Source organism: Nonomuraea sp. NPDC005501, from assembly GCF_040605905.1.
GTDB lineage: Bacteria > Actinomycetota > Actinomycetes > Streptosporangiales > Streptosporangiaceae > Nonomuraea.
Genome location: NZ_JBEXDT010000134.1, coordinates 1 through 17,634 on the forward strand (window position 1 = coordinate 1; position 17,634 = coordinate 17,634).

General features: G+C 72.0%; 21 protein-coding genes. 11 read left to right on the plus strand and 10 right to left on the minus strand.

Features of this window, described 5'->3' with window-relative positions; genetic code table 11:
• Positions 1-430, plus strand: a 430-nt coding sequence (locus ABZS51_RS38980) for a class I SAM-dependent methyltransferase (protein WP_355452297.1), incomplete at its 5' end; no start/stop codon positions are given.
• A 74-nt stretch (positions 431-504) separates the two neighbouring features.
• On the opposite strand, the gene ABZS51_RS38985 is transcribed toward ABZS51_RS38980, so the two are convergent.
• On the minus strand, positions 505-1,065 hold the full coding sequence (locus ABZS51_RS38985) for a helix-turn-helix domain-containing protein (RefSeq protein WP_355452300.1): 561 nt from the start codon (positions 1,063-1,065) through the stop codon (positions 505-507).
• A gap of 167 nt (positions 1,066-1,232) precedes the next feature.
• On the opposite strand from ABZS51_RS38985, the gene ABZS51_RS38990 reads away from it, so the two are divergent.
• The 3 genes from ABZS51_RS38990 (at position 1,233) to ABZS51_RS39000 (ending at position 3,121) form a co-directional block, all read left to right on the plus strand.
• Positions 1,233-1,988, plus strand: a complete 756-nt coding sequence (locus ABZS51_RS38990) for a glucose 1-dehydrogenase (RefSeq protein WP_355452303.1) — start codon at positions 1,233-1,235, stop codon at positions 1,986-1,988.
• A gap of 237 nt (positions 1,989-2,225) precedes the next feature.
• A complete protein-coding gene (locus tag ABZS51_RS38995) occupies positions 2,226-2,660 on the plus strand; it encodes a MarR family transcriptional regulator (RefSeq protein ID WP_355452306.1) in 435 nt (144 codons plus the stop codon).
• The gene (locus tag ABZS51_RS39000; protein WP_355452309.1) at positions 2,657-3,121 is read left to right on the plus strand and encodes a hypothetical protein; all 465 of its coding nucleotides are present in this window, start codon (positions 2,657-2,659) and stop codon (positions 3,119-3,121) included. The genes ABZS51_RS38995 and ABZS51_RS39000 overlap by 4 nt, the downstream gene beginning before the upstream one ends.
• Before the next feature lie 240 nt (positions 3,122-3,361).
• Here ABZS51_RS39000 and ABZS51_RS39005 read toward each other — a convergent pair whose 3' ends face one another.
• From ABZS51_RS39005 to ABZS51_RS39025, 5 genes are all read right to left on the minus strand, one after another.
• On the minus strand, positions 3,362-3,619 hold the full coding sequence (locus ABZS51_RS39005; RefSeq protein ID WP_355452312.1) for an SgcJ/EcaC family oxidoreductase: 258 nt from the start codon (positions 3,617-3,619) through the stop codon (positions 3,362-3,364).
• A complete protein-coding gene (locus tag ABZS51_RS39010) occupies positions 3,616-3,756 on the minus strand; it encodes a hypothetical protein (RefSeq protein WP_355452315.1) in 141 nt (46 codons plus the stop codon). The genes ABZS51_RS39005 and ABZS51_RS39010 overlap by 4 nt, the downstream gene beginning before the upstream one ends.
• A gap of 92 nt (positions 3,757-3,848) precedes the next feature.
• Entirely contained in the window at positions 3,849-4,361 is a 513-nt protein-coding gene (locus ABZS51_RS39015; protein ID WP_310713933.1) for an N-acetyltransferase, read from the minus strand.
• A gap of 80 nt (positions 4,362-4,441) precedes the next feature.
• The gene (gene rsgA / locus ABZS51_RS39020; protein WP_355452318.1) at positions 4,442-5,536 is read right to left on the minus strand and encodes a ribosome small subunit-dependent GTPase A; all 1,095 of its coding nucleotides are present in this window, start codon (positions 5,534-5,536) and stop codon (positions 4,442-4,444) included.
• A gap of 207 nt (positions 5,537-5,743) precedes the next feature.
• Positions 5,744-6,193, minus strand: coding sequence for a MarR family transcriptional regulator (locus tag ABZS51_RS39025; protein ID WP_355452321.1), 450 nt, complete (start codon positions 6,191-6,193; stop codon positions 5,744-5,746).
• A 135-nt stretch (positions 6,194-6,328) separates the two neighbouring features.
• Here ABZS51_RS39025 and ABZS51_RS39030 point away from each other — a divergent pair, with 135 nt between their 5' ends.
• Together ABZS51_RS39030 and ABZS51_RS39035 are read left to right on the plus strand one after the other, a co-directional pair.
• Entirely contained in the window at positions 6,329-7,768 is a 1,440-nt protein-coding gene (locus tag ABZS51_RS39030; RefSeq protein WP_355452324.1) for an MFS transporter, read from the plus strand.
• Between the two features lie 137 nt (positions 7,769-7,905).
• Positions 7,906-8,697, plus strand: coding sequence for a methyltransferase domain-containing protein (locus tag ABZS51_RS39035; RefSeq protein WP_355452327.1), 792 nt, complete (start codon positions 7,906-7,908; stop codon positions 8,695-8,697).
• 67 nt (positions 8,698-8,764) lie between these two features.
• On the opposite strand, the gene ABZS51_RS39040 is transcribed toward ABZS51_RS39035, so the two are convergent.
• The gene (locus ABZS51_RS39040) at positions 8,765-9,631 is read right to left on the minus strand and encodes an alpha/beta hydrolase (RefSeq protein WP_355452330.1); all 867 of its coding nucleotides are present in this window, start codon (positions 9,629-9,631) and stop codon (positions 8,765-8,767) included.
• Between the two features lie 429 nt (positions 9,632-10,060).
• On the opposite strand from ABZS51_RS39040, the gene ABZS51_RS39045 reads away from it, so the two are divergent.
• From ABZS51_RS39045 to ABZS51_RS39065, 5 genes are all read left to right on the plus strand, one after another.
• Positions 10,061-11,224 carry a class I SAM-dependent methyltransferase gene (locus ABZS51_RS39045; protein WP_355452333.1) on the plus strand — a complete coding sequence of 388 codons (1,164 nt, stop codon included), beginning with the start codon at positions 10,061-10,063 and terminating at the stop codon, positions 11,222-11,224.
• A gap of 88 nt (positions 11,225-11,312) precedes the next feature.
• Positions 11,313-12,320: a hypothetical protein gene (locus ABZS51_RS39050; RefSeq protein WP_355452336.1), complete on the plus strand. Its 1,008-nt coding sequence runs from the start codon at positions 11,313-11,315 to the stop codon at positions 12,318-12,320.
• Positions 12,321-12,500: 180 nt separating this feature from the next.
• The gene (locus tag ABZS51_RS39055; protein WP_355452339.1) at positions 12,501-13,109 is read left to right on the plus strand and encodes an aldo/keto reductase; all 609 of its coding nucleotides are present in this window, start codon (positions 12,501-12,503) and stop codon (positions 13,107-13,109) included.
• Complete coding sequence (locus ABZS51_RS39060; RefSeq protein WP_355452342.1) at positions 13,109-13,708, plus strand: TetR family transcriptional regulator; 600 nt, start codon at positions 13,109-13,111, stop codon at positions 13,706-13,708. Before ABZS51_RS39055 ends, ABZS51_RS39060 begins: the two co-directional genes overlap by 1 nt.
• A gap of 149 nt (positions 13,709-13,857) precedes the next feature.
• Positions 13,858-14,742: an NADP-dependent oxidoreductase gene (locus ABZS51_RS39065; RefSeq protein WP_355452345.1), complete on the plus strand. Its 885-nt coding sequence runs from the start codon at positions 13,858-13,860 to the stop codon at positions 14,740-14,742.
• Positions 14,743-14,956: 214 nt separating this feature from the next.
• Here ABZS51_RS39065 and ABZS51_RS39070 read toward each other — a convergent pair whose 3' ends face one another.
• From ABZS51_RS39070 to ABZS51_RS39080, 3 genes are read right to left on the minus strand one after another with little or no spacing between them, the layout of a single operon-like run.
• Positions 14,957-16,192 carry a DUF6596 domain-containing protein gene (locus ABZS51_RS39070; RefSeq protein ID WP_355452348.1) on the minus strand — a complete coding sequence of 412 codons (1,236 nt, stop codon included), beginning with the start codon at positions 16,190-16,192 and terminating at the stop codon, positions 14,957-14,959.
• Entirely contained in the window at positions 16,189-16,512 is a 324-nt protein-coding gene (locus ABZS51_RS39075; RefSeq protein WP_355452351.1) for a YciI family protein, read from the minus strand. The genes ABZS51_RS39070 and ABZS51_RS39075 overlap by 4 nt, the downstream gene beginning before the upstream one ends.
• Positions 16,513-16,564: 52 nt before the next feature.
• The gene (locus ABZS51_RS39080; protein WP_355452354.1) at positions 16,565-17,182 is read right to left on the minus strand and encodes a dihydrofolate reductase family protein; all 618 of its coding nucleotides are present in this window, start codon (positions 17,180-17,182) and stop codon (positions 16,565-16,567) included.
• Between the last annotated feature and the right edge of the window lie 452 nt (positions 17,183-17,634).

Sequence of the window (17,634 nt, forward strand, 5' to 3'; positions counted from 1 at the left end):
CCTCCACGACCCTCTTCCGATCTGGCCGGCCGGGGCGGCGGTCCCCGTCCGGCTGCTCGCCGCGCGCGGCGAGCAGCTGCCCTTCGCCGACGCCAGCTTCGACGCCGTGGTCGCCACCCTGGTGCTGTGCTCGGTCGACGACCCCGGCCGGACGCTGGCCGAAATCCGGCGCGTGCTGAAGCCGGCCGGCAGGTTCGTGTTCTTCGAGCACGTACGCGGCACGGGCGCGCGCGGCCGGATCCAGGACCTGCTCACGCCGCTGTGGCGGCGCCTGGGCGCGGGATGCCACCTCAACCGGCGCAGCCTGGCCGCGATCGAGCACGCCGGCCTGGCCGTCCACGACCTCCGGACGTTCGCGCCCCGCCCGAACCTGCCCGTCACCGTGCCGATGATCAGCGGAGTGGCCACCCGGGCGGGTCCCCCGCGCTGACGTCGCCGCGGCAGGCCCGCGGGCCGGCGTCCGGCCGGCGGAGCAGGCGACCGATGCGTGAGGCGTCCCGCGCGTCAGGCGTCCATGCCCTGGCGGAACAGCAGCCAGGCGCGCTCGGCCGTCCGGCGGCGGGTGTCCGCCGGTATCCTGGCGAGCAGTGCCGCGATCATGCCGATGACCGTGACCAGGTCCTCGGTGGTGACGTGGTCGCGTACGCGGCCCGACTCCCGCGCCTCCGCGAGCAGGCCCTCCAGCAGCTCCGCCACCCGATCGCGCAGCCGGAGGAGGCGCGGGTCGACCGCGGCGCCGACCGCCCCGACCATGTCGATGAACGCGACCGAGGAAATCGCCTGCTCGGTCATGAGCGCCAGCATGTCGTCGAGCGTGGTCCCGGGCCGGGCGGCGAGCTCCTCCAGCTCCCTGACGCCGTCCTCGAAGACGGCCAGCGCGAGGCTGACGCGGTCGGGGAAGTGCCGGTAGAGGCTGCCCTGGCCGACGCCGGCCGCCCTCGCGATCGAGGTGAGCGGCGCGTCGAACCCGTCGGTGGCGAACAGCTCGCGGGCCGCCGCGATCAGCGCCGCCCGGTTCTCCGCCGCGGCGCTCGGGCCTCTGTTGGGTCGGCGTACGTGGGACATGGAAGCCACGGTACCAACCGGACTAAATCGTCCGGTTCGCTTCCCGTGACCCTCGACAGGGGTCGGCGGCACGGGCTACGGTGCAACCGGACGACGAAGTCCGGTCGCCGGGGCTCACCGCCGGACGCGGCGCCGCCGTCGCCCGCCCCGATCGAAAGGACCCGCCCATGACCGCCCACACCCTCGACGACCGTGTCGCCCTCATCACCGGAGCGGGGTCCGGCATCGGCCGGGCCATGGCCGTGACCTTCGCCAAGGCCGGCGCCCGCGTCGTGGTCTGCGACATCGACGCCGACGGCGCCGCCCGCACCGCCGCCGACATCGGGGACGCGGCCCTGCCCGCCACCGCCGACATCGGCGACGAGGCGTCGGTCACCGCGCTCGTCGAGACCGCGATCAGCGCCTACGGCCACATCGACGTGCTGTGCAACAACGCCGGGATCATGGACACCATGGCCCTGCCCGCCGAGATCCCCCTCGCGCTGTGGGAGCGGGTCCTGCGCGTCAACCTGACCGGCACCTTCCTCGTCACCCACGCCGTCCTCCCCCACATGCTGCGCCAGGGCCGCGGCGCGATCGTCAACACCGCCTCCGAGGCGGCCGTCCGCGGCGGCGCCGCCGGAGCCGCCTACACCGCCTCCAAGCACGGCGTCGCCGGCCTGACCCGCAGCGTCGCCTGGGCCCACGCCAAGGACGGCATCCGCTGCAACGCCATCCTCCCGGGCCCGACCATGACCGGCATCGCCACCGCGGCCTCGTTCGACCCCACCGGCGCCGCCCGCCTCGCCCCCGTGCTCGCGCTGGGTGAGCGGATCGCCCAGCCGGAGCAGATGGCCGACGCCGCCCTCTTCCTCGCCTCCGACGCCGCCTCGTTCATCAACGGCGCCCTCGTCCCGGTCGACGGCGGCTGGTCGGCGGCCTGACCACCGGCGGCGGCGTCACCCGCCGGGACAGCCCTGGCGCGGTCAACCCGTGGGCCGGCGGGCCCGGCTCGGCTCGCGGACGAGCGCCCAGGCGCCCGCCACCGGACCCGATGCCGCGGCTTGCCGGGGTTGATCACCGCGCGGATCGCCTGGATCCGCCCGGGTCACCAGCTCGGGACTCACGATGTGGGAGGTCTCGCTTGCGGCAGATGCTACGAAATCGTATGATCCGACATCGTGAAGTCCGAATCCGTATCATCTGAGTGGTCGGCTCTGCTCGCATTGCAGCGGGCCACCCACGCCACCCTGCATGTGCTCGCCGCCGAGCTCGTCGACCTGGACCTGACCGCCTCCGAGATCAACGCGCTGGCGAACCTGGCCGACGGCCGGGGCCGGACCGTGTCCGAACTCGGCGCGGCCGTGGGCACCCGCCCCACCACGCTGACCAGCGTGCTGGACCGCCTGGAACGACGCGGCCACATCACCCGCGGCACCCGCCCCGGAGACCGCCGGGCGGTACTCATCGAACTCACCTCGTCCGGGCGACTGGCCGCCACCACGATCCGGCAGGCCATCGCCGACCTAGAGCACCGCGCGCTCGGCGGCCTGCCGGACGACGCCATCGCCCACCTGCGCACCGCCCTGCAAGCCCTGACGGAGGTGCCCTCATGACCATGCACCCCGCCGACGAACACGTCGTCGGCGGCCCTGACTTCGATGCGTTGATGGCCGAGGTGATGGCGACCGCCGAGCGGTTCGGCCACCGGGAACATGTCCATCTGACCTGGCTGGCCGTTCGACGGGTCGGCGTGCCCGCGGCGGTGGGGCTGGTCAGCGACGGCATCCAGCGCACCACCCGCTATGCGAGGGTGCCCCAGAAGTACCACGCGACCATGAGCCGGGCCTGGGTCGAACTGGTCGGCCACCACGCGGCCGAACACGGCGAAGACGACTTCACCGCGTTCATCGACCACCACCCCGCCCTGCTCGACAAGCGGCTGCTGACCCGCTTCTACCAGCCGGCGACACTGGCCTCCGCACAGGCCAGGACCGGCTGGGTCGAACCCGACCGCGCCGCCTTCCCGTGGCAGGACACGGGGCGGCGGCGTCCCCGGGACGAAGAGGCACGATGACCGTGATCGGGCAATGGCCGCACGGGTCCACCAGGCTGTGAAGACCGGCTGTGTCCCGAGCAGTACGCCAGCAGCTCCGTCCGGAACGGTTCGATCCGACGATCGAAGCCTTCCTTCCCCGTCATCACGCCATGCTCCATCAGATCATCTCGCGCGGTCATCAACGCCCGGCCATGACATACATCCCCGATTCTGGATCAACAGTGCTGTTCTCAGCAGTGACCGTGTGCAGGGAAGGGTTCACTGCGCGGGCGCCAGTACCGGGCTGTTGCGATAGGCGGCGATCAGCCACTGGCCGTCCCGCTTCTCGAAGACCCAGGTCGCGTTCACCTGACGTACGTCGTCTGGGACCTCGGTCTCGCCGGGGAACAGAATGGCGGATCGGCTGATGACGATCGCGCCGTCCCTACCGACGAAGCGGATGCCGAGCTGCTTGTTGCAGGTGGAGCTGCCCCTGAGCGGCCCCTCGAAGGCCAGGGCCATGTTCTGACGGATCACCTCACGGCTGTCGCGCAGCGCGCGTCCGCGGTGTAGTTGGCGACCATGCCGTCGGCGTCGCCTGCCTCCCACGCCTTGTAGGAGTCAACCAGTACGGCCTGGATGGCGGCCACGCCCTCCGCACGATGGTTCGACATGTGCTTCTCCCTTGTGATCGGGTTCGCCCGGGGTACTCCGGCGAGGCGCCTGGCCGTCGTGTCGAGGCCAGGCGCCCGCCGTACGGCGGGAATCAGACGCCGAACGCGGCCGGGTAGCGGATGGTGCCGGCCGGCACCGGCCGGGCGGGGTCGAAGACGAGCGCCATCATGTACTTGTCCTCGACGTCGAAGGGCGGTCGGATGGCGTGGCCGGAGGCCGGGACGAAACCGAAGCGCGGGTAGTACTCGGCGTGGCCGAGCACGAGGACCAGATTCTCGTCAGCCTGCCGGGCGGCGTCCAGGGCGGCGCGGATGGCCGCCGAGCCCGCGCCGCGACGCTGATGCTCGGGACGTACGGCGCACGGGCCCAGGGTGAGGGCGGGGACGCCGTCGACATGGCAGCGCGTGAGCAGCGCGAACCCGGCGATGGCGCCGCCGGGCTGCTGCGCGATCCATGACAGGCCGGGCAGCCATGCCTCCCGGTCGGCGCGCAGCTCCTCCACCAGGTCGGCCTCGTGGGAGGTGGGGAAGGCGGCGAGGTTGACCTCACGGATCTGGTCAAGGTCCGCGTCGGTCTCGGGTCGGGTGATCCACGGGGTGGTCATGATGGTGCGGGAGTCCGTTTCTGTGGTCGTCACGAGGTGGCCGGTCGAGGAGTGGCCCGGGTCCGGGCTGTGGTGCGCGTTCACGCCTGCCGGTCCCGGAACCGGTAGGTGGCCCGGAGATGACTGGTGATGGATTTCTGCCGGTCGACGCGCTCGTCGCGCAGCCGGGCGTCGGTGCGCGAGGCCTGCCAGGCGGTCTCGCGCTGGAGCTTGCGGTAACTGGTCAGGCGGCGTTCGGCCAGGTCGCCTGCCTGGATGGCGGCCCGCACCGCGCAGCCGGGCTCCCTGTCGTGGGCGCAGTCGCCGAAGCGGCACAGCTCGGCGAGCCGTTCGATCTCGGCGAAGACCTGCTCCAGGCCGTCGGCGGCGTCATGGAGGCTGATCGCGCGCAGGCCCGGGGTGTCGATGAGCACACCGCCGGTGGGCAGGGGCACCAGCTCGCGGTGGACGGTGGTGTGGCGGCCCTTGCCGTCCTGGGCCCGTACCGCGCCGGTGGTCAGCAGCTCTTCGCCCAGCAGGGCGTTGCCGAGCGTGGACTTGCCCGCACCCGAGGGACCGAGCAGAACCGCAGTGCCCTCGCCCAGCAGCGCGGCCAGGACGTCGACGTTGTGCCCGGTGGCCGCGCTGGTGGGCACGACGGCGACGCCGGGCGCGAGCGCGTTGACCTCGTCGTGCGCCGCGGAGGCGTCGGCCGCCAGATCGGCCTTGGTCAGGGCGATCACCGGCTGTGCGCCGCCGGCCCAGGCGAGGGCGAGGAAGCGCTCCAGCCGGGCGGCGTTCGGCGGGGCGGCCAGGGAGACCGCGACGACGGCGGTGTCGACGTTGGCGGCCAGCACCTGCCCGTGGGAGGTACGTGACGCCGACGAGCGCACGATCGCGCCGCGCCGCGGGAGCAGAGCCGTCAGTTCGGGCTCCCGGCCGGGGCGCAGCGCCCCCCAGTCGCCGGTGCACGGCGCGGCCAGGGGATCGGTGGCCTGATGTGCCGGCAGGGCGGCCCGGATCGGGCCGTGCTCGGTGATCGCGTCACACGAGCCGCGATGCACCCGCAGGATCCGCGCGGGCAGCAGACCGGCCCGGCGGTGGCCGGCGAAAGCGTCGTCGAGGGCCGGCGTCCAGCCGTACCGGGACAGGTCCACACCGCCGGGGACGGAGGGATCGATGAAGGAGGAATTCAACGTGAGACACCTTGCGGGAAGGGACCCCGGCAGGACTCAGGCGTCACCCGTCCGACGAGCCGGACGGCTCGCGGCAGGAGGGCGGAAGTGGGTCAGACCGGGGCCCGGGACGTGAGGATGGTCCGGGCGCTGCACGGGGCAGCGGTCTTCACCGCGATCATCAAACCTCACCTCCCTCTTCCGTATCCGACATCGATGGCCGAGATGCTAGCACGTCCCGCCTGAGCCTTCACCGCGCGCCGGCCGCCCGCACACCCGCCCGCCGAGGCGCTCCACGTCGGCGTTGAACCGCCTGAGGCAGGCGGCGAACGCGGCGACCTCCGCGGCCGTCCAGCCCGCCAGAACCCGCTCCAGGCCGCTGACGTGCTTCGCGCGCTCCTCCTCCAGGTAGCGCTCCCCCGCCCGCGTGAGGCGGAACTTGCGGGCGATGCCGCCGTCCGGGTCGGGGACGCGCTCGGCCAGCCCGGTGCGCAGCAGGGCCGAGGTGTGCCGGTTCAGGGTGGAGACGTCCAGGCCGAACGCCTCGCTGAGCTGCCCGATCGACATCAGGCCCGCCGTCCGGATGCGGCTGAGCAGGATGTACGCGCTGCGATCGAGGTGACGGTGCCGGCCGAGCAGCATCGTCTCGTACTCGATCAGGTCCGTGGGCTTGTCCATGCCGGTCCTTCTCCCCATGGCCGCGCGTCCGCTTTTCTCGCTGATAGATGTGTAACCCCCACATCGTTTGCATGTAACACATTATGTGTAGAGTGCACATCTCCTCCACTGTCGAGAAAAGAAAAGGGGACCCGCGTGGACGACCCCACATCCACCGGCCGGCCCAACGGCATCGTCACCGTGATGGCGGTGGCCGGCATCGTCGCCTCGCTCACCCAGACCCTGGTGGTGCCGCTGATCGGGCAGCTGCCGACCATCCTGAGCACCTCCGCGTCGAACGCGTCCTGGGTGATCACGGTCACGCTGCTGGCCGGAGCCGTCACCACCCCGGTGATGGGACGGCTCGGCGACCTGTACGGCAAGCGCCGCATGATGCTCATCTGTGCGATTCCGCTCATCCTGGGCTGCGTGGTGTGCGCGCTGGCCGGGTCCCTGACCCCCATGATCATCGGGCGGGGCCTGCAGGGGATGGGCATGGGCATGATCCCGCTGGGCATCAGCGCCCTGCGCGACCTGCTGCCGCCGGACCGGCTGGGCCCTTCCATCGCGCTGATGAGCTCCTCCATGGGCATCGGCGGCGCGCTCGGCCTGCCGATCGCCGCCGCGGTCGCCGAGTACGCGAGCTGGCGGGCGCTGTTCTGGAGCACGGCCGCGCTGGGCGTCCTGGTGGCGGCGCTGATCTGGCTGCTGGTGCCGGCCACGCCCGCCCGCGCCGCGGGACGGCTGGACGTCGCCGGCGCGCTCGGCCTGGGCACGGGGCTGGTGTGCCTGCTGCTGGGCGTCTCCAAGGGCGCCGACTGGGGCTGGTCGAGCGGCACCACCCTCGGCATGCTGGGCGCCGCGGTGCTCGTCCTGCTCGTGTGGGGCTGGTGGGAGCTGCGCAGCGGTGACCCGCTGGTGGACCTGCGCGTCACCGCCCGGCCTCAGGTGCTGCTGACCAACCTGGCCTCGATCGTGGTCGGCTTCTCCATGTACGCCCAGTCGCTGATCGTCATGCAGATCCTGCAGCTGCCCGCGGCCACCGGCTACGGCCTGGGTCAGTCGATGCTGGCCGCCGGCCTGTGGATGGCCCCCTCGGGGCTGATGATGATGCTCGTCTCCCCCGTCGGCGCGCGCCTGTCGGCGGCCCGCAGCCCCAAGGTCACGCTGATCGTCGGCAGCCTCATCATGGCCGCCGGCTACGGCTCCTCGATGGTCCTGATCGGGTCCACCTGGGGCCTGCTGATCGTCTCCTGCATCTGCACCATCGGCGTCGGCTTCGCCTACGGCGCGATGCCCGCCCTCATCATGGGAGCCGTCCCCCGCTCCGAGACCGCCGCCGCCAACAGCTTCAACACCCTCATGCGCTCCATCGGCACCACTGTGTCCGCCGCGGTGGTCGGGCTCGTCCTGGCCCAGATGACCACCCGGTTCGGCACCCACACGCTGCCGTCGGAGGCGGGTTTCCGCACCGGCATGCTCATCGGCTGCGGGGCCGCGCTCGTGGCCGCCGCCGTCACCGTGGCCCTGCCGTCGCGCCAGGCCAAGCACGCGGCCGCCCACGCCGAGTCCCCCGCCCCGGCCGCGCGTCACTAGGGGCGACCCCGTACCAGTGACCTTAGTGCCGGGAGCCCGGCTCGCTGAGGCGCGGTCCGGGAGCATGATCCGCTGAGAGACTGGGCGTCCCGGTGGCGGCAGGCCACCGGACGCGGTGCGCGTGGCAGGAGGCGGATATGACGGAGTCCGGGTTCGCACGGGGCGAGCAGAGATGGCGGGCCGGGCTGGGGACGCTGCGCCAGGTGGTCCGCCAGGAGCTGGTGACCCGGCAGCTCGCCGCGCACCTGCCGGACACGGCGCCGCGGCGGGTCCTGGACGTGGGGTGCGGCCAGGGCACGCAGCTCATGCGGCTGGCGCGGCACGGGCACGCCATGACCGGGCTGGACTCCTCGGCGGCGCTCCTGGGCGATCTGGAGCGCGCTCTGGCGGACGAGCCGGCGCAGGTGCGGGAACGGGTCCGGACGGTCCGGGGCGACGCGCGGGACATGGCCGCGCTGTTCGAGCCCGAGAGCTTCGACGCGGTGCTGTGCCACGGCGTCCTGATGTACTTCGACGATCCCGAGCCGCTGCTGGAGGACCTGGCGCGGCTGGCCGTCCCGGGCGGGGTCGTGTCGCTGCTGGTGCGCAACGGTGACGCCCTGGCGATGCGGCCGGGCCTGCTCGGCGACTGGACGTCGGCCGGGCGCGCGTTCGACGAGCCGGCGTACCGGAACCGGATCGGTGTGACGGCACGCGCGGACCGCCTCGACGCGCTGACGGCCTCGCTCGCCGGCCGGGGGTTGAAGGTGCGCGCCTGGTACGGCGTGCGGGTGTTCACCGACACCGTGCCGGCGGACGCCGAGCTCCCCGGCGAGGTGGAGCTCGGCGCGCTGCTCGCCTGCGAGGAGCGCGCCGGCGCCACGGACCCGTACCGCCGGGTGGCGGCCCTGATCCACGTCATCGCCGAGCGGCGCGACGCAGGCCGCTGACCGCCCCGGCGTGGCACGTTCGCCGAGGCGATGCCAAACCTCTGCCCGGCCGGCGCGGGCCCGGCGCCTACGCGGTCAGGACCTCGCGCAAGGTGGCGGCGAAGCCGTCCGGGTCGCCCTTCATGCCCATCGTGCCGTCGAGGAAGCCGCCGTGGTGGCTCGGGAACGTCACCGGCTTCGTGCCCAGCCGCTCGGCGACGGCGAGGCCCGCGCGGTGCGCCAGCTCGCCCTCCGACTCGGCCCCCACCCCGATGACGACGCGGGTCGGGGCCGCGCGCAGCGCCTCGAAGTCGGGCACGTGGTGCGTGCAGGGCACGAGGTTCTGCGCGAACAGCGGGTCGCCACGGGAACCGTCGTCCTCCGCCGGCAGCCCGAACTCGGCCGGACTCGCGACCGGCCGCTCGGCGAAGTCGGCCGGGATCTCGCCGCGCAGGCTGCTCAGCGCGATGAACTTCACCATCGCCGGCCCGAAACCGTCCCGTTCGTACGTCCGGCGGATGTCCGCCACCGCGGCCAGCGCCTCCTCCCGGTCCGGCAGGGCCTGCGCGGCCGGAGGCTCGTGCGCCACCAGCGTGCGCACCTGCTCCGGGTGCCGGGCCACCAGCGCCAGGCCGTTGACGGCGCCGCCGCTGCTGGCGAAGATGTCCACCGGCCCGGCGCCCAGCGCGTCGATCAGCCGGTGCAGGTCCTCGGCGTGCAGCTCGGGCGTCGACTCGGTGGCGCCGTCGGTGCGCGGGCTGCGCCCGATGCCGCGCGGGTCGTAGGTCACCACCGTACGGTCCTGGAAGTGCCCGAGCAGGCCGCTGAACCCGGTGGCGTCCATCGGGGTTCCGATCATCAGCAGGGCCGGCGCGGTGCCGCCCTCGGCCTGGCGTACGTCGTAGTGGAGAACGGCTCCGGGCACCTCAAGCGTGCGGGTGACGGACTCGGTCATGGGTCGCTCCTTCTCGAATGCTCGTGAGGGTGGACCGGCGCGGGCGGTGAAACTCATCGCGGGACGGGCTGAACCGTCGCCGGACGCATCGTCCTACCCGATGAGCGCCTGGGTGCCGAGCACGGTGATCCGGGGCGGCGTTCGGTGTCCTCGGTGCCGGGCTCTGCCGTGTGGATCATGCTACGCGGATCGCCGCGGTGCCGGAACGGCGCTCGAAGCGTCGAGGGCGACGGGATTTGCCGGTGGACGGGCGCTGTGCGAGGCTCGGGTGCACCTGCTCCGAAAGGCTGATCGTGACGCTAGGCATGGTTCTCGGCGACGTCTCCTCTCGCGCTTCGACGCGGGAGCGGTAGCCCTTCCGGCTCCGATCACCGACGTCCGTGCGGCAGCACGGGCGATTTCCCGCTGCTCCTCGTCGAAGTGCTCTTCGTGCCCACCCGCACGTTCGACCACGAGGAGTACGTGGTGTCCACGATCCACTGGACCGAATCCCACACCGTCCGATCCGCCCGCTGGCATTCCGAGAGCGCGGCCCCGCCGCCCGAGCGGATCATCGTCGCGGACGACCGCATGAGAGCCGACACCGCCCACCGCCTCGCCGGCGAGGGTACGGCGTTGCTGTGGCGGGGCGACTTCCCCAACGCGTGTCAGCTTCTCCGGGCGATGAGTCGCCGTCTCGACCGGAACCCTTCCCCGCAGGGAAGCGACGCCCGCGAGTCCTTCCGTCTTCACCGCCGAGCCCGCGGTCACCGTGCCCGGGTCCTGGGCAGGCTTCTCGTCCTGCTGGACGACGGCCACGCCTTGGACCTGCGCAGGGCCCCGGAGGTGCGGCAGGCGTGCACCGAGGCGTACGGCCCGCCGTACGCGCCGACGGCGGTCTCCCTCCAGGAGCTGCTGGGGGTGATCGGAGCGCACCAATGGCGCCTCAAGGGCGTCGAGGTGCCCGTCCTCGGCGCTCGCATCCATCCGCACTACGGCGTCTTCTCCCCCGTCAGAGGCGAGTACATCGACCTGGTCGCCCAGGCTCCGCTCCTCCGCGCCGGCCGCACCGCGTTCGATCTCGGCACGGGGACCGGGGTGCTCGCCGCCGTCCTGGCCCACCGGGGGCTCGCCCGCATCACGGCCACCGACATCAGTGCGCGCGCGCTGGCCTGCGCCCGCGACAACGTCCAGCGGCTGGGTCTGGCCGGCCGCGTCGACGTGACGGGTCCCGCCCTGTTCCCCGAGGGCCGCGCCGACCTCATCGTCTGCAACCCGCCCTGGATCCCCGCCCACCCCACCTCGGCCCTCGAACAGGGCGTCTACGATCCCGGCAGCACCATGCTCCGCGGCTTCCTAGACGGGCTCGCCGCCCACCTCGAACCGGACGGCGAAGGCTGGCTCATCCTGTCCGACCTGGCCGAACACCTCGGACTCAGGACCCGCCACCAGCTGCTGACCTTGATCGAGACGGCGGGCCTCCGCGTGGTCGGCAAGATCGACACCAGGCCGCGGCACCAACGGGCGGCGGACGCCGCCGACTCCCTCCACGCGGCCCGCGCCGCGGAAGTCACCTCGCTGTGGCGTCTGACCGGCGATCGCCGGCGGGTGTGAAACGACTGTTTCCCTTGATCGGGAGGTGCGTCGCACGGCCGGCGTGACCGGTGCCGTCGACACCGGCGGCCGTGCCGGGCGTGGACCGATGATCGCGGCCGCCCTGACACGGCTGTTCCCGCTGTTCATGCCGCCAGGAACGCTCGCCGGAGCGCGACCGGTCGCCGCCGTGGCGTGGGCGGCGGGCTGCGAGACGCCCGAGGTCGTGGCGGTGTGCGTGCGGCGGGGAGCCGTCCTCCGCACGGTGCACATCTTCATGCACACGATCTGCACGTCGCGCCCAGAGGGCTCTGCACGCAGCTGTGCGAGCATGCCCGGCGTGCCGAGATATGTGATGATCGCCGTGTTGGCGCTGCTGGTGACGGGTTGCGGCTCGGGAGCGAAGACCGCTCCCGAGATCGCTGGATATGTCGAGACGTATCTGCAGGCGCACCCGGACGTGAAGCGGGTGGCAAAGAAGGGGACCCAGAGCGCCACCGTGGTCATCAAGGGGCAGGACCAGGACGTCTCCGCCGATCTGGGCGAGGGCCTGCGCGGGGGGCTCATTCGGACGGGCGGCGCCGCGTACATGACGTCGGGGGAGGAAGTGGCACCGGGCAGGATCTGGGACAAGATCACCGAAGAGTACGAGCTGTACAACGTGTGGGGCATCGGCGTGATGACGAGCCAGGCCATGACACTGGTGAACAGCCACCGCGTGCACGCACTGCTGGCAGCGAGAGGACGAGTGAGCGGCCCGGCATTCGATGGTGGGCTCGACCATTACACGGTCACCATCGACGTGCCGGAGGCACTCGACGCATTGGATCTCGGTGCGTTCCTGGAGGCATACGACCCGCTGCCGCTCATGCGGGATACCGAGAACGAGTACGGCAGGGTCCGGGCCGGCGACAAGGCGGCACGGACGCGGCTGCGCAGCCGGTTGCTCAAGGAGTTCGGCGCGCAGGCCACGTACGAACTCTGGCTCGACGGCCAGGGGCGGCCAGTACGGCAACGACTGACCGCGAAGACCCCGACGGAGATCACCTTCTCCCACTGGGACGATACGACCGTGGCCGCTCCTCCGGCCGACCAGATCCGGGTGCTGACGAAGTGACCCCGCGCCATGTGTGGTGCCCCGACGACGGCCGTAGCAGGGACCACGACACCCCATGACCGCGGCGAGCTCGATGGGGGTGGTGTCCCAGGCCGGTCGGCCGAACAAGCCCCGAGTTCAGATCTTGGTATCAAGTTACAGGCTTTGACATCTGTTACCAACCCGCATAGCGTTCCCCGCATGGAGCAGAGAACACTCGGCGCCGACGTCTGTGTGGGGGCGGTCGGGCTCGGTTGTGCAGGCATGTCCGGCGCGTACGGACCCAGCGCCGTCGAGCAGAGCACCGCGACGCTTCGCAGTGCGCTCGACGCCGGGATCACGTTCATCGACACGGCCGACCACTACGGGATGGGGCACAACGAGACGCTCATCGGGCAGGCGCTGCGACCCGCCGATCGCGACCGCGCCGTGGTGAGCGTGAAGTTCGGCGCGCTGTTCGGTGTGGACGGCAGCGTGCGCGGCATCAACGGCCGACCCGACGCGATACCGAACTTCCTGGGCTACTCGCTGCAGCGGCTTGGCACCGACTACGTGGACATCTATCGCCCGGCCCGGCTGGACCCCGCTGTCCCGATCGAGGAGACCGTCGGCGCCGTCGCCGAGATGGTGCAGAAGGGCTACGTGCGCGGCATCGGGCTGTCCGAGGTCGGCGCCGAGACGATCCGCCGCGCCCACGCCGTGCACCCGATCACCGACGTCCAGATCGAGTACTCGCTGTTCAGCCGCGGCGTCGACGCCCCCGCCCTGCTCTCGCTACTGGACAGCGAGCGAACGGGTGGCAGGCGCTGATGCCCGCCCGAACCCCGCTGGACGCGAACGCCATCCTGGCGGCCACCGAGGAGATCCTGCGCCGCCACGGACCGGACAAGGCGACCGTCGTCGACGTCGCCCGGGCACTCGGGGTCAGCCACGCCGCCGTCTACAAGCACTTCCCCTCCAAGCAGGCGCTGCGCGAGGCCGTGACCCGGCGCTGGCTCGACCGCAACCGCGATGCCCTCGCCGTCATCGCCGCCGACCGCGCGGTCCCGCCGGCGCAGCGACTGCGTGCCTGGCTGCACGCCGTCCTGGCCGTGAAGCAGGCCAAGATTCGCGAGGACCCGGAGCTGTTCGCCGCCTATGGAATCCTCGCGGCCGCGCACAGCACCGTCGCCACTGACCACGTCGCCGACCTCCTGGGCCAGCTGGCGGCCATCATCGCCGACGGCGCCGCCGACGGCAGCTTTCGTGCCGACGACGCGCAGGCCACCGCCCGCGTGGTCTTCCACGCCACCGCCAAGTTCCACCACCTCGCCCATGCCGCCGAATGGCAGAACCCCGGCATCGGCACGGAGCTCGACGAGGTGTGCAGCCTGCTGCTCGAGGGTCTTCAGACCCCCACGTCGCCCTAGCCGGATCGGGCTGAGCACACGTCGCGGCTGATGTCGGCGGCGCGGTCAGTCCTGCCCATCACCACCACCCAGCAACGAGCAAGGAGCGACGAACGACCATGGTTCAGGCAATCGGAGTGACACGACCAGGCGGACCGGACGCTCTCGGCGTGCTCGACCTGGCGGCCGAACCGATCGGTCCCGGTCAGGTCAGGATCCGGGTCACCCGCGCCACCGTGAACCCGACCGACGCGATGATCCGTTCACGTCCGCGACAGGACGAGGCGGACGCGGTGCGGGTGCCGGGCATGGAGGTAGCCGGCGTGATCACCGAGATCGGCCCCGCCGTCGAGCGCCCGTTCGCGGTCGGGGACGCCGTCATGGCCATCGTGGTGCCCTCAGGCGAGCACGGCGGCTACCGGGCAGATCTCGTCGTGCCGGCACGCTCGGTCGCGAAGATCCCGGCCGGGCTCTCGGACGTCCAGGCCGCCACCATCCCGATGAACGGGCTCACCGCGCGGCTCGCGCTCGACACGCTGGCGCTGCCGGCCGGCGCGACGGTCGCCGTCACCGGCGCCGCCGGCACCGTCGGCGGATACTTCGTCCAGCTCGCCAAGCTGGCCGGGCTGGTCGTCGTCGCCGACGCCGCCCGGCAGGACGAGACCTTCGTCCGCGACTGCGGAGCCGACGAGGTCGTGCCGCGGGGGGACGATTTCGCCGCACAGGTCCGCCGCCACCACCCCGGCGGCGTCGACGGGCTCCTCGACGCCGCCGCGCTGGAGGCCGCCGCGCTCCCGGCCGTCAAGGACGGCGGCACCGTCGTCACCGTCCGCGGCTACCAGGGCGACGGGACCGGCCGGGTCCGCGTCGCCCCGATCTTCGTCCGCGACCACGTCGAGGCAGCGGCCGAGCTCGACCGGCTCGCCGAACTCGCCGGCGATGGACGGCTCACCGTCCGCGTGGCCGGCGAACTGCCCGCCTCCCGAGCCGCCGACGCGCATCACTCACTCGAACGGCGCGGCGTTCGCGGGCGGTTCGTCCTGCGGTTCGGCTGACAGTGATGTCGCACGCCTGCTCACTGTCGCAGCCCCACATCTAAGCCCATCGTCACAGGGCCTGCCCTTGGTGCTCGCCCATGTAGTCGTGCGCTGTTTCATCAGCGAGCACCCGTGAGACACCGCACGCGGCCGACCACGTCGAGGTCGAACACCGTTTCACGGGTGAGTGCAAACGGGTGGGCACGCGAAACGCTCCGATCGAACGCGGGCGCTACCGCAGCTGGGCGCGGCGGCGGGTGAGGTAGGCGGTCTCGCCGGTGTTGCCGGCCAGCTCGATGGCCCGGTCGTAGGCCGCGCGTGACTGCTGACTGCGGCCGAGCCGGCGCAGCAGGTCGGCGCGGGTGGCGTGGTAGGCGTGATAGCCGGCCAACGCCTCGGCAAGGCGGTCGACGATGGCCAGTGCCACCTCCGGCCCGTCGAGCTCGGCCACGGCGACGGCCCGGTTGAGGGCGATGATCGGCGAGGGGTCGAGGCGGACGAGCTGGTCGTAGAGGGCGAGGACCTGCGACCAGTCGGTGTCGCGGATGTCGCGGGCGGAGGTGTGCACCGCGTTGATCGCGGCGAGGATCTGATAGCGGCCCGGAGCCACCCCGGCAGCGGCAGCGGCCAGGCGCTCGCGCACCAGCCGGTGACCTTCGGCGATCAGCTCCGCGTCCCAGGCCCCGCGGTCCTGCTCGTCGAGGGAGACCAGTTCGCCGCCGGCCGAGACCCGGGCGGTGCGGCGGGCCTCGGTGAGCAGCATCAGCGCCAGCAGGCCGGCCACCTCTCCGTCCTGCGGCAGGAGCACGCGGATCAGGCGGGTGAGCCGGATCGCCTCGGTGGTCAGGTCGTGTCGTACGGGGTCGGTGTCGGGGCCGCTGGCCAGGTAGCCCTCGTTGAAGATGAGGAACAGGACGGCCAGGACGCCGGAGACGCGTGCCGGCAGATCGTCGGCGGACGGCATCCGGTAGGGGATGCGAGCCGCCTTGATCTTGGCCTTCGCGCGGGTGATGCGCTGCTCCATGGTGGTCCCCTGCACCAGGAAGGCACGGGCGATCTCGGGGACGGTCAGACCGCCGACCATGCGCAGCGTCAACGCCACGCGCGCTTCCACCGCCAGCGCCGGGTGACAGCAGGTGAAGATCAGCCGGAGCCGGTCGTCGTCGATGGCGCCCAGCGGCTCGGGCGGGGTGTCGTCGTGCAGCATCTGAGCCTCCTTGTGCTTGTCATCGCGCCTGTTCTCGCGCCGGATCCGGTCGATGGCCTTGCGGTTGGCGGTGGTGGTCAGCCACGCGCCCGGGTTGGGTGGCAGGCCGTCGGCCCGCCACCGCTCGACGGCGGTCGCGAACGCCTCGGCCGCCGCCTCCTCGGCGATGCCGAGGTCGCCGAAGCGCCTGGTCAGGGCAGCCACCACCCGCGCCCACTCGTCGTGGTGGGCCCGGGTGATCGCCTTCTCGACGTCGCTCACTGGAACGGCCGCACCTCGATCTTCCGATCGCAGACCTTCGACGCCTCGGCGGCGAGCTTGAGCGCCACATCCAGATCGGGGGCATCCCACACCCAGACGCCGGCGAGGTACTCCTTCGACTCCACGAACGGCCCGTCGCTGAACACCGCCTGCTCGCCCCGGTTGTCGACGACCGTGGCCGCGTCGGTGTCCGCGAGTCCGCCCGCGAAGACCCAGTAGCCCTCGGCGATCAGTCGTTCGTTTAACGCGCTGATGGCAGGCTGCCTGTCCGTGCTGCCGGGGTTGCTCTTGTCATCGATCACGGAAACCAGGTATCGCATCTACAGATCATCTCCTGTGGTGTCGGGACAGCGTGGTTCGGTGGCAGGGACTTCAGGCCCCCGCATACCGCGGGCGCCCGGCCGCCCGGTAGACCTGGATCGTCACGCCCTTGGAGTCGGCGCGCGACTCGACCAGGTCGAGCGCGAGATCCGGACCGGTCTCCGGGAACAGTCTCGCGCCCTGGCCGACGATCACCGGGATCACGATCAGAACCATCTCGTCGACCAGATCGTTCTCCAGCAGCCACCGGGTCAGGATGCCGCTGCCGTGCACCTGCAGCTCTCCCCCCGGCTTGGCCTTCAGCTCCCTGACGGCGGCCGCGACGTCTCCGGACAGGACGGTCGTGCCCGCCCACTCCGGATCGGTGAGCGTGGTCGAGGCGACGTACTTGGGCCGCGTGTTCAACGATTCCACGACGGACTCCCAGCCGGGGGCGTCCTGGACCGTCATGGAGCCCCAGCCGGTGAACAGCTCGTAGGTCCGCCGCCCGAACAGGAACGCATCGGCGCGCTGGTAGGTCTGGTTGATGAACGTCCTGGTCTCGTCGTCACCCGCCCCCCGGGCCCATCCGCCGCGCTCGAACCCGTTCCTGCGGTCCTCCTCCGACGCGCCGCCGTTTCCCTGCATCACTCCATCGATGGTGACCTGGGTCACGGTCGTCAGCTTCATGATCGCGGTTCCTCTGCCTTGGCGCCGCCCCTTGCGGGCGGCCTCATCCCTGCTACGAACGCCACCGCCCCGATCCGACACCGCCTCCCGGATCTCTTCGAGAAATTTTCCGGGACGCCGGTCTTCAGCGTTCCGGCAGCACGACAGTTTCACGGCGACAGCGCTCCACCGTTCAGGATGGATCATCCCCGGCCATCCCCCGGACCATCGTGTCGAAGGCGGCGTCCCAGTGGCGGCTCGCCTGCGGGGCGTCGCCGAGGGCGCCGCGCAGTTCGAGGCCGCACATCCCGTGCGCGAGGGCGTTGAGCCTGACGGCGACGTCGCGGGGATCGGCGGGGGGCGAAGGCGCCCTCGTCCACGCAGCGGGCGACGGCGGCGACCAGGGTGTCGAAGGTCGGCTGGATGAGCGCGGCGGTCTCGGCGTCGGGCTGGAACTCCGGGACCGGCCGCCC

Bases quoted from the DNA above. Each gene is read 5' to 3' on its own strand.
- ABZS51_RS39025 (WP_355452321.1), bottom strand. From the start codon at position 6,193: ATGGACAAGCCCACGGACCTGATCGAGTACGAGACGATGCTGCTCGGC.
- ABZS51_RS39015 (WP_310713933.1), bottom strand. From the start codon at position 4,361: ATGACCACCCCGTGGATCACCCGACCCGAGACCGACGCGGACCTTGAC.
- ABZS51_RS39080 (WP_355452354.1), bottom strand. From the start codon at position 17,182: ATGAAGCTGACGACCGTGACCCAGGTCACCATCGATGGAGTGATGCAG.
- ABZS51_RS39035 (WP_355452327.1), top strand. From the start codon at position 7,906: ATGACGGAGTCCGGGTTCGCACGGGGCGAGCAGAGATGGCGGGCCGGG.
- ABZS51_RS38985 (WP_355452300.1), bottom strand. From the start codon at position 1,065: ATGTCCCACGTACGCCGACCCAACAGAGGCCCGAGCGCCGCGGCGGAG.
- ABZS51_RS39060 (WP_355452342.1), top strand. From the start codon at position 13,109: ATGCCCGCCCGAACCCCGCTGGACGCGAACGCCATCCTGGCGGCCACC.
- ABZS51_RS39010 (WP_355452315.1), bottom strand. From the start codon at position 3,756: ATGTCGAACCATCGTGCGGAGGGCGTGGCCGCCATCCAGGCCGTACTG.
- ABZS51_RS39075 (WP_355452351.1), bottom strand. From the start codon at position 16,512: ATGCGATACCTGGTTTCCGTGATCGATGACAAGAGCAACCCCGGCAGC.
- ABZS51_RS39000 (WP_355452309.1), top strand. From the start codon at position 2,657: ATGACCATGCACCCCGCCGACGAACACGTCGTCGGCGGCCCTGACTTC.
- ABZS51_RS38990 (WP_355452303.1), top strand. From the start codon at position 1,233: ATGACCGCCCACACCCTCGACGACCGTGTCGCCCTCATCACCGGAGCG.
- ABZS51_RS39050 (WP_355452336.1), top strand. From the start codon at position 11,313: ATGATCGCGGCCGCCCTGACACGGCTGTTCCCGCTGTTCATGCCGCCA.
- ABZS51_RS39040 (WP_355452330.1), bottom strand. From the start codon at position 9,631: ATGACCGAGTCCGTCACCCGCACGCTTGAGGTGCCCGGAGCCGTTCTC.
- ABZS51_RS39055 (WP_355452339.1), top strand. From the start codon at position 12,501: ATGGAGCAGAGAACACTCGGCGCCGACGTCTGTGTGGGGGCGGTCGGG.